Below are 11,282 nucleotides of genomic sequence, written 5' to 3'. Positions count from 1 at the left end.
TTATTTTTTTTATCCATTATTCTTTTATCATAAAATATAATATTTTTAACCCATAAAAATGGGGGAGGTGAATATAATTTTAAAAAATAAAAAATCTTTAGTGCATATTTTATTTGCAGTAGCTATCCTTTTACTTGCTGCGGTTAGTTTGCAAGCGGGATTTGCAGCTACTACAAATATTAATAATTCTACTTCTGGTGGAATAAGTGGTGCACTCAACAGTTCAGCTGATGGAGATACAATAGAACTTGATGACGGAACATACACAGGCAACAATAATACCAATATGACAATAAACAAAAACATTACAATTCAAGGAAAAACCAAAGACAAAGTAATCCTCGACGCACAAAGACTCAGCAGAATATTTGTTATAGGTAATAACACAAATGTGACTTTCATAAACATAACATTCATAAATACAAATGCAACTGGAAGTAATGGTGGTGCAATATACAACAACTTTGCTAATACTAAAATGTCATTCATTAACTGTTCATTCATAAACAACTCAGCACAGAATGATGGCGGTGCAATTTACAATCAAGGTCATAATTTGTCCATAACTAATTGTACATTCACTAACAATATAATATTCAATAATCATGGTGGTGCAATCCACAATCGAGGCGATAATATGAATATTGTTGACTCAACTTTTATTAATAATAATGCTTCGACTTTTGGTGGTGCAATATATACTGCTGGTAATAATATGAATGTTTCTAATTCAACTTTTATTAATAATACTGCTCGAATTGGTGGTGCAATCACAATCAATGCTTTTAATTCAACAATTTCTGGATCTACTTTTATTAATAATAATGCAAATACTTCAAATGGTGGTGCCATCTACGTCCAACCTATTAATGGCAATATTAGCATAATTAAATCTACTTTTGAAGATAATAATGCGCTTTTTTATGGTGGTGCAGTCTTTAGCCAATGCACTATAAATGTATATTATTCTACTTTTACCAATAATACAGCATGTACTAATGGAGGAGCAATTCACAATAATGGTGTTAATTCAACAGTTTCGGACTCTAATTTCATAGGTAATAGTGCAAAACAGTGTGGTGGTGCAATCTCCAATGAAGGTGTTATTTCTCTGTTTAATTCTAATTTCATAGGTAATAGTGCAATCAATTTTGGTGGTGGAATCTTCAACCAAGGTAATATGTCTGTTTCTGGTAATGTTATGTCTGGTAATGTTGCTAGTGTTTTGGGTCAGATGATTTATAATAATGGTTCTATTGGTGTTTTGAATTTGACTTATCTTGGTAATTCTACTGTTAAGGTTAGTAAAGGTTCTAATGTGACTGTTTATGCTACTTTGACTGATGATATGGGTAATACTGTTACTGGTCAGGATATAAGTTTTTATGTTGATGGTGTTTTTGTAGCTAATGTGACTTCTATTGAAGGTAAGGCTAACACTACTTATTTAGTTACTCAAGGACCTGGATCTGTTATTCCGGTAACTGGTGATTATGCAGGACATGAAAATTACACTATTTTGGTTAATAATGGTGAATTATTAGTACCAATGCCTACTAGTATTAGTATTAATGTGCCAAAAGAAGTTAAAGTTGGAGATACAGTAACATTGGTAAGTAAATTAACTGATAACGATGGAAACCCAATAGCTAACGCTACAGTCGACTTTTATATTAATGGTGAAAAAGTGGGGTCTGCTAAAACTGATGCAAATGGAATAGCTAAATTCAACTACAAATACACTAAAACAGGAACATACACTATTACAAGCAAATTTGCAGGTAATGAAATGTATCTTCCAAGTAGTGCTAGTAGCCAAACAAAAGTTTCAAAAGTACTAACAAAAATTTCAATCCAAAAAGAGGGTAATAAGGTTATAGTAACTTTGACTGATGAAAATGGAAACTTCCTTGAAGGTAAGACCATCTATGTTCATATGAAGGGTAAAGTTATTAAGGTTGGTGTGACTAATCAGTATGGTCAAATTATATTTGAATATGATGGGCCAACTGGTACTTTAAAAGCATCTTTTTTAGGCGATAATCAATTTGCCCCTTCTAGTGCTAGTATAGACATTTCTAATAATAATCCTAATAATAATCCAAAAGCATATACTATTAATAAAGCAGAAATGAAAAGTACTGGGATGCCTGTTGTACAAGTTTTAATTGCAATATTAGCTATTTTCGGATTGATATCTTTTAAAAGAAGAAAATAGATAATTAAATTTTGGGATATAATTTTAATATTTATATCCTCTTTTATTTATTTTTTATATAATTTTTATACTTTTTTTTTATATAATTTTTTGATATTTTATAAATATCTCATATGTTCAATAATAACATTTTATTATTTTTAAAAAATAGTCATTTAGTCCACTTTTTAATACTAAATGAAAAATTATTTATTAATTTAATATTATTATCATATATTAAGTATTATATTTTCTTTATTTTATTATTTACTCTTTATGATTCATTTTTACATTCTCAATATTCTTAATTTAAGGATTATTTATATTAATATATTATTTAAGATTTCTAATTTAATTTCATTTAATTTTATTTATTTAGTTAAATTTTACAATAATATGGTATAAATATAAGTAATATGATTAAGAAATTTATATAATGATATTCTAAATAAAAAAATAGTTATTAAAATGTTTTATTTGGATTTTTTCTTAGAAATAATTATTAAAAATGTTCGATGTGGATTTTATGTTAGTTTCATGTGTTATAACAGCTGCTGGTCGAAATTCTCGTATGGAAAAGAGTCAAATTCAGAAAGGAATAAATATCAAAAATAAACTATTACTTCCTTTTCCAACTGAGGGTAGTGAAAAAACTGTTATTGAAACAACTATTAATAATGTATTATCTGCAAAAGTTGATGAATGTATTGTAGTACTTGGTCATTTTGCTGATGAGATTAAAGAAGTTGTTAGTAATATTTCTGATAGTAGAATCAAAATTGTTGAAAATAAAGATATTAATGTAGGTCTTTCTACTTCTCTTCTTAATGGTTTGAATAATTGTACAAATGATTTTGTTCTATGTGTAGCTAGTGATCAACCTACTGTAAGTACTAAAACTTATAATAATATCATTGACGTTATAAATAAAGCTAATAATTCTAATTCAAAAACCATTGGCCCTAAAAAAACTATTTCTATTCTTAGAAGAAGAAATACAGGTATATTAGATACAGCTGAAGGCCTTGGTATGCCTTTTGTAGCTAATCATCAACAAATTTCAAACTACATTCATGGGGAAGATGATAATTTAAATCCAATCCTTAGAAATATGTTTGCAGATGGCTTTTGTTTCTATGGTGTAAAAGAAGAAAATGATTTAGAATTAATAAATATTAATAATTATGATGATTATAATTTTGTTTTAAATAGTTTAAATAATAAATAGAAATAAAAAGATTTGGATAATAGATAAGTTAATTATATGATTTATTTTTTAAATAATATAATTAGAAATATAAAATTCAAATAATATGATCATAAAGTACAGAATAGGCTTATTTTTTATTATTTAAGAAAGTTAAAGTTGTATCGTTTTTTTTATAGTTAAAATTTCATAGCTCTATTTTTTAATACTTTTTATTTTTTTTATTAGGAAAACACTCTCTATTTTTTTTTATTTTTTGCCTATTTTTTTAATCTTGCTTGTTAACTTAATTTAAACGAAGTAAATTTTTGGGAAGTTGAGTTATTTATACCATTTTGGTGGGTTTTTTAAAATATTAATTGTTTATAATGGGCATTTTTTGTTTTTTTTGTGGGTGTTTTGTTAATTGGTTGTTTTTTTTATATTAGTAAGATTTGTTTATTTAAAAAGTGGGAAGTGTTTTATTCGCACATGAAGGTTATGGTTCTGCTTTGGTTAATGGTTATGGAGGTGATGCCGAGTATTAGGAATAGTCCTAGGAACATGAAGATGTTTAGGTAGCTGATTAAATGTCCTAATTGGGGGAGGGTATTTAAGCTTAGATTATGGTGGTTATTATGGTGTTTATGAATTGGCTTAAAAGGAAAATGATTATGGTGGTAGTTATTATTAAAGTAATTGATAATATTGTAAATATTAGGTAGTTTGTGATTCCTACGTTTTTTATGACTTGGAGTATTTTTTTATATTGGAGGCTTCGGATATTTTTCCATTGTTGGCTATCATATTGGGGATGGCTATTGATGTGAATAGATATGTTAGAATCAATATGGTTGTGAAAATGCCTATTTCTTTAAGTCCGAGATTTAGTATAAGTTTAAAATCTGGGAATGTGTTGAATGATGCTATTTCAATAATTTTCCAGTTTATTAATATGTATGTTGTGATTATTATGCTTGTTATGGCATAAATGAATTTAATTAAGAGGATTTTTAGTCCTTGTATTAGAAGTTTTTTTATATTTTTAAAATTAGGTATGGGCTCGTCTCCATATGATATCATTCTGTTTATTCCTATTTGGGATGTTCTGTATGAATATCTGTGGATGGCTATTAGTGGGATTATTAGGAAAGAAAAGATTCCAAGTAGGCTTAGTTTTAAGAAGTTTTTTTTTATTTTTTAGTGTATATGAAATTGAGTCTTTAAAGATTTTTAATATCATTTTTTTTCTCCTTAATATTTTTTGGTGTTTGTTTAGTTATTCTTCTGTGATTTCTTCTAAAGTTTTTTTATCGGAGTCATATTTGTATTTTTCATCGAAAGTAAAAAGGTCTTCTATTTTGCAATTAAAGAGTATTGTGAGTTTATGGGCCATGAGAATAGTTGGGTTGAACTTATTATTTTCTAAAGCTGAGATTGTTTGTCTAGATACGCCTAATATCTTTCCTAATTCTTTTTGGGTAATTTTCATTTCTTGGCGGTAATACCTAATTTTATTTTTCATATTAACCAGTATTATCTTTAAAATAAGCTTTGTTGCGGTGTTTCTTTAGTAGGTTTATTTTTATAGTACTATTTGTTATTAAATTTTGGTTAGTATTAATAAAATAGTATTTTGCGCTATTTAATAATATGTTATTATGTCTTTTATAAATGTTGTGAAAATATTTTTGTATTGGAATATTTTGATATTTATGGGATTAAAGTAGTATAATAATATGTCTTTTTAATTTTTTTTAAAGATTCTGTTTTTTTATAATTTTTTCCAAAATATTTATATATGATGTCGTGATATATTAACATATGTCGCCATGCAACGACATTTATATATGTTTTTTGTTATTTTATTATGTCATATAAATTTATTTTTTAATTTATAAATTACAAAAAATCATTATAAGAAAACAATTAATGGGATATGAATTATACTAAAAATCATTAAATACAAGATTTAAATAATTATTTGGGGTGAATATATAGTATATAAATTATAATATTGTTTGTTTTTATGGGTTATCCTATTTTTTTATTAATGAGAAGAAGATTATTTGAAAATTATTGTAAATTTATTAATTTATAATTTTCGAAGTAATTTTCTTTTGATTAATAAAAATTAGAAAAGTTTTATCACGATTTATTATATTTTGAGTAAATATTTTTTTTAATAATTAATATATAATGAATTTATAAATATTTGAGAGAATTTTTTATTATATTATTATTATTTTTTATTAATCAAAAATTAAAAGATAAATGGGTAAAAATGTAATGAAAGTATATTATGAAGAATTTTATACACGTATCTGCCTCGTATAATAATAATTTTTTAGTTTGTTTTTTATCATTTTTTTATCCATTATTCTTTATATATAATATTTTTAACCCAAAATGGGGGAGGTGAATATAATTTTAAAAAATAAAAAATCTTTAGTGCATATTTTATTTGCAGTAGCTATCCTTTTACTTGCTGCGGTTAGTTTGCAAGCGGGATTTGCAGCTACTACAAATATCAATAATTCTACTTCTGGTGGAATAAGTAGTGCACTCAACAGCTCAGGTAATGGAGATACTATAATCCTTGATGAAGGAACCTATAAAGGCAACAACAATACTAACATGACAATTAACAAAAATATAACAATTCAAGGAAAAACCAAAGACAAAGTAATACTCGATGCACAAAAACTATCAAGAATATTCACAATAGGCAATAACGCCAATATAACATTCATCAATATAACATTTACAAATGGATATATTAACAATAATCCTGGAGGAGCAATCTACAACAACTATGCTGGCACAACAATGACATTCATAAACTGTACATTCACAAACAACACAATAACAAACACAACCACAGTTAATAGTTTGGGGGGAGCAATCTACAATGTTGGTGCTAACTTAAGTATAAACAATTGTACTTTTAGTGGTAATAATGCAGCTCATTATGGTGGTGCTATATACAATCTAGGTAATGATTCTTCAGTAACTAATTGTACTTTCATTAGTAATGTTGCAATTAATAAGTCTGGTGGAGCTATCAGCAATGACTATTGTAATAATTTAAAAGTAACCAATTGTACTTTTATTAATAATACTGCAGTTGGTGGTGGTGGAGCTTTCCGTAACTACTATGGTAATAATTCTTCAGTAACTAATTGTATTTTCATTAATAACACAGTTAATAGCAATTGGGGTGATGGTGGTGCTATTTACAATTATTATGCTCATAATTTAACAGTAGCTAACTGTAATTTTACTAATAACAAAGCTCCTTTTAATGGTGGTGCTGTCTTCAATAATGCTGGTGGTGATTTAACAGTAATTACTTGTACTTTTACTAATAATGTTGTTGGCGATAGTGGTGGTGCTATTTTTAGTGGTGCTCAGGGTGCTGATAATTTAACAGTAGCTAACTGTACTTTTACTAATAACGCTGCAACTGAGGAGGGTGGTGCTGTCCGTGCTTCTGGTGAAAATTTGAATGTAACTAATAGTATTTTCATTAATAATACAGCTAATTATGGTGGTGCTATCAAGACTAATGATATTAATCCTATAATAACTAACAGTATTTTTACTAATAATACTGCAGCTAATAATGGAGGTGCTGTCGATAATTATTTTAGCGATAATTTAAAATTAGATAATTGCACATTCATTAATAATACTGCCGCTGATTATGGTGGAGCTTTCTACAACGAATGTGGTAATAACTCCATAATAAGTAATAGTACTTTTACTAATAATACTGCAGCTTATGGTGGAGCAATTATGATTATAGGTGGTTCTACTAATGTTACTGTAAGTAATTCTACTTTCGATAGTAATAATGCGACTTATGGTGGTGCTATATTCAATAACGATGGTATTAATCTTATTGTGAGTAATTCTACTTTTTTTAGTAATGATGCAAATTCTTATGGTGGTGCTGTCTACAATAATGCTGGGGGTATTAAATTTATCGTTGATAATTCTACTTTCACAGGTAATAAGGCATCTGGTGGTGGTGCTATCTATAATTATGGTTCTAATTTCACTGTGAATAACTCTACTTTTGTTAGTAATAATGCAACTAATATAGGTGGTGCTATCTATAATTATGGCACTAATTCTTCTGTGGTCAACGTTACTTTCATGGATAATAGTGCAGGTTATGGTGGTGGTATTTTTAACAATGCTAGTATGTTAGTTTCTAATAATATTATGGAGGATAATATGAATACTAGTGTTAATGGTGGAAGTGAGATTTATAATATGGGTAATATGGGTGTTTTAAACCTTATTTATATTAATAATGAGACTAAAATTGTGTTCAACAGTGAAATTATTACTTTGTTTGCTACTTTGACTGATGATATGAACAATACAGTCACAGGACAGAATATTAGCTATTATGTCAATAGTACATTTATTGGTAATGTGATTTCTATTGAAGGAAATGCTAGTATAAATTATACTGTAAATATTAATAGTATTGTTCCTGTTTCAGGCGACTACGCTGGATATAAAGGATATGACATACAATTACTTAATGGTGCATTAGATATAGATAAAGCTGTTAACTTAACTGTTAATAAAGTAGCTAATGTTACAGATAATGTTAAGAATGGTCAAACTATAAGGTATACTATTACTGTAGCTAACAGTGGTCCAAATAATGCAACGAATGTTGTTGTTAATGAGATTTTGCCTACTAGTTTGATTTATGTAAGTCATTCTGGTCATGGAACATATAATCCAACAACTGGTATATGGTCTATTGGTACTTTAAACAACGGAGAGACAGTTAATCTTGTTCTTACTGTTAAAGTTAATACAAATGCAAGTAATGGTCCTGTTACTATATCTAATAATGTTAATGTAACTTCTGATCAGAATAATAGTAATAATGAGACTAATATTACTGAGAATATCACTGTAGTGAAAGCTAATGTTAATTCTACTATTGTTGTCTCAAATAATGTTCCTGTAGGAAAAGAGATTACTATTACTGGTGTTTTATCTGATGAGTTTGGTAATCATGTTGGTGGTGTTGAACTCACTATAACTGTTGGTGGTAAGACTTTCACTGTAACTACAAATCTTGATGGTAGTTGGAGTTTACCTTATACTCCATTAACTGTTGGAAAAATCAATGTTATAGTTAACTGGGAAGGTAATGATTTTTACTACGATTTTACTAACAGTACAATCTTTACTACTGTTAATGACACACCAAAACCACCAGAACCCATCAATTATACTAATAAAACTAATAAAAATCCAGCAGCAGCGACTATTGCTGCTATGAAAGAAACAGGAATGCCAATAATAACAATATTATTAGTACTATTAAGTAGCTTAGGACTCTTTTACACTAGAAAAAGAAAATAATAATTAATTTTAAAGGGATATTTTTCTATTTATTTTTTATCCCTTTTTTATACTTTTTTGAAAAAGATATTTCATACTAAAAAAATATAAATATATTTTTTATTCTAATAATTTTTAGAATATATTATTTACAAATTTATCTCTAAATTAGAACATCTATTATAAATTTCAACCTTACTTTATTATTTTTATACCAGTATAGAATAAGCATTACTCATATTATTTTTTTTATGATATTAGTCTATGATTTTTTGTTTATTTTTCCCTCAATACGTTATTTTTATATCACTTAATGTAAATATGAATTGATTGAGTATTTTTCAGTAGCTATAAAATACACCTAATATCAATAACACTACTAAGCATATAAAAAAGAAATTAATTTATATTTGTAGTTATGAAAATGTGTTTTTTTGGTTTTGAATGAAAAGAGGGGTTTTTTTTATGAAAAAGATGTTATGTGTTAGGTTTATATGTTATGAAGTCTTATGAATATTAATGAGGTATGTTACTAAAAATGATATTTATGTTGTGGCTAATTATCATGGGAGAATAATGCAAGGTTTGGGAATAGTTATTTTATTGCCGATATTTGTTGCTTTAATTTATCAAGAGAATTCTTGCTATTTTGGGTTTATAATAGCTTCTTTGGTAACGTTAGTTATTGGGTCACTGTTTACAAAAATTAAGGTTAAAGATAGTAAAGTTGGATTAAAGCATGCTATGATAGTTTCATCTTTAGCTTGGCTTTGGGCAACATTTCTTGGTGCTTTGGTAATGTATGTTAATTTAGATGTTTCATTTATCAATGTTTTTTTTTGAAAATATGTCTGCGTGGACTGGAACTGGGTTTACATTTTTTGGTAATGTGGAGATTTTACCTAAATCAATATTATTTCTTAGAAGCTTAGAACAATGGGTGGGTGGTTTAGGAATTGTAATTATAATGATTGGTGTTTTAATCCATTCTGGAACGCCTGCTTTTCGTTTTTATAAATCAGAAGCTAGGGAGGAAAAAATCAAACCTAGTGTGGTTAATACCTTAAAAAAAATTGTTCAGATATATCTAATTTATACTATGATTGGGATAATTTTGTTTGTAATGGCAGGAATGCCTATATTTGATGCTGTAAATAATACTTTCACTGCATTAGGTACTGGTGGAATGTCTATTAAAAATGCAAATATGGGTTATTATAATAATGATATTTTTTATATTATTTCTATGTTAATGATGATTATGGGGGCTACGAGTTTCTTAACTCACTATAAAATAATTAAAAGCAAAGGGGGATCTTTTCTTAGGGATATTCAATTTATATCTATGGTTATTATTATAATTCTTGCAACAATTGTGGCTGTAGCGGTTACACGTATAATTCCTATGGATGTTTTATATCATGTTGTTTCAGGCATAACTACAACTGGGGCGAATATTAGTAGTTCTACAGAAATAGGTGCTTGGCCAGGTTTTATAAAAATAATTTTGGTGGTTGTGATGTTAATTGGGGGTGCTGCTGGTTCTACTGCGGGGGGTGTTAAAATTATCAGAATTATTACTATTTTAAAAGGAATTAACAAAGACATAATTAATATCATTTCGCCTGGAGGTAGAATAGTAAATGTGAAAATATTTGATAAACAATTAAAAGAATCATCAATTAGAGAAGCAAGCACATACATTTCACTTTATCTGGTCTTTGTTTTAATTGGTTGGCTTGTTCTTGTATCCTATGATTATGATGCAATGAATTCTTTAGTTGATATAGTTTCTGCTGAAAGTGGAGTAGGAATCACTACGGGAATAATGAGTCCGGCAATGCCAATTATGGCTAAATTAATAACTATATTTAATATGTGGACAGGTCGTTTAGAAATAATACCTGTACTAATTTTATTGAGATGTATCATAGAGATATTTAAAGGAGCTATTCCTAAAAAAACTCTATACTAATACTATTTAGAAAATGAATAAATTTTAATTATCAATTATTGCAATAGGGTTGGAGGGGGGATTATGAACCCTAAATTTCATAGATTAGTAAAATAGTATGAGATTAATAATTTATTTTTTTATAATATTTATAATGGTACTGTTTTTATAAGTTAGTTATATTTTATATATTATGAAAAATTTTTAATAGATATAAAATTATTTTTATATATTGGAAATATTAAAAATAATGTTTTATATTTAATTTTATTTAATGAATAATTAACAATAATAGGTGTGATTTAATTATATGTTTTTGTGGATAGTAAACATTTATATATGATGTCGTCATATATTAACATATGTCATCATATGAGGACATTATAATTATAATATTTTTTGTATAATTTATGAAATGAAGTCTTATAATATAATAAATAGAATTAATTGTGATATGTATTATGCTAGAAAAATATTAAATACGGATTTAAATAATTATTTGGGGTGAATGTGTGTTTAATCATATATTTATAATAAAAAATTATAATTTATTTATAAAATTAGTT

8 protein-coding genes are annotated in these 11,282 nt (G+C 26.9%); 6 read left to right on the top strand and 2 right to left on the bottom strand.

The annotated features are described in order from the left end of the window. The first annotated feature begins 67 nt into the window (after positions 1-67). The 3 genes from KQY27_RS01230 (at position 68) to KQY27_RS09200 (ending at position 4,374) form a co-directional block, all read left to right on the top strand. Positions 68-2,218, top strand: a complete 2,151-nt coding sequence (locus KQY27_RS01230; RefSeq protein ID WP_224424758.1) for an Ig-like domain-containing protein — start codon at positions 68-70, stop codon at positions 2,216-2,218. A 505-nt stretch (positions 2,219-2,723) separates the two neighbouring features. Next, a complete protein-coding gene (locus KQY27_RS01225; protein ID WP_224424757.1) occupies positions 2,724-3,425 on the top strand; it encodes an NTP transferase domain-containing protein in 702 nt (233 codons plus the stop codon). 772 nt (positions 3,426-4,197) lie between these two features. Beyond that, complete coding sequence (locus KQY27_RS09200; RefSeq protein ID WP_255596579.1) at positions 4,198-4,374, top strand: hypothetical protein; 177 nt, start codon at positions 4,198-4,200, stop codon at positions 4,372-4,374. Between the two features lie 60 nt (positions 4,375-4,434). Here the strand turns inward: KQY27_RS09200 and KQY27_RS01215 are convergent, their stop codons facing one another. Next, on the bottom strand, positions 4,435-4,626 hold the full coding sequence (locus KQY27_RS01215; RefSeq protein ID WP_224424756.1) for a hypothetical protein: 192 nt from the start codon (positions 4,624-4,626) through the stop codon (positions 4,435-4,437). A gap of 36 nt (positions 4,627-4,662) precedes the next feature. Continuing rightward, positions 4,663-4,908, bottom strand: coding sequence for a helix-turn-helix transcriptional regulator (locus KQY27_RS01210; protein WP_224424755.1), 246 nt, complete (start codon positions 4,906-4,908; stop codon positions 4,663-4,665). Positions 4,909-5,801: 893 nt separating this feature from the next. On the opposite strand from KQY27_RS01210, the gene KQY27_RS01205 reads away from it, so the two are divergent. From KQY27_RS01205 to KQY27_RS01195, 3 genes are all read left to right on the top strand, one after another. After that, positions 5,802-8,783, top strand: coding sequence for a right-handed parallel beta-helix repeat-containing protein (locus KQY27_RS01205; RefSeq protein WP_224424754.1), 2,982 nt, complete (start codon positions 5,802-5,804; stop codon positions 8,781-8,783). A gap of 498 nt (positions 8,784-9,281) precedes the next feature. Continuing rightward, positions 9,282-9,605, top strand: coding sequence for a hypothetical protein (locus tag KQY27_RS01200; RefSeq protein ID WP_224424753.1), 324 nt, complete (start codon positions 9,282-9,284; stop codon positions 9,603-9,605). A 4-nt stretch (positions 9,606-9,609) separates the two neighbouring features. Beyond that, entirely contained in the window at positions 9,610-10,737 is a 1,128-nt protein-coding gene (locus KQY27_RS01195; RefSeq protein WP_255596578.1) for a potassium transporter TrkG, read from the top strand. Positions 10,738-11,282: the final 545 nt, after the last annotated feature.

Origin of the sequence: Methanobrevibacter sp. TMH8, from assembly GCF_020148105.1 — an archaeon.
Taxonomy (GTDB): Archaea; Methanobacteriota; Methanobacteria; order Methanobacteriales; family Methanobacteriaceae; genus Methanobinarius.
The sequence above is the reverse complement of the archived record's forward strand: the minus strand, read 5'-3'. Positions and strand labels throughout refer to the sequence as shown.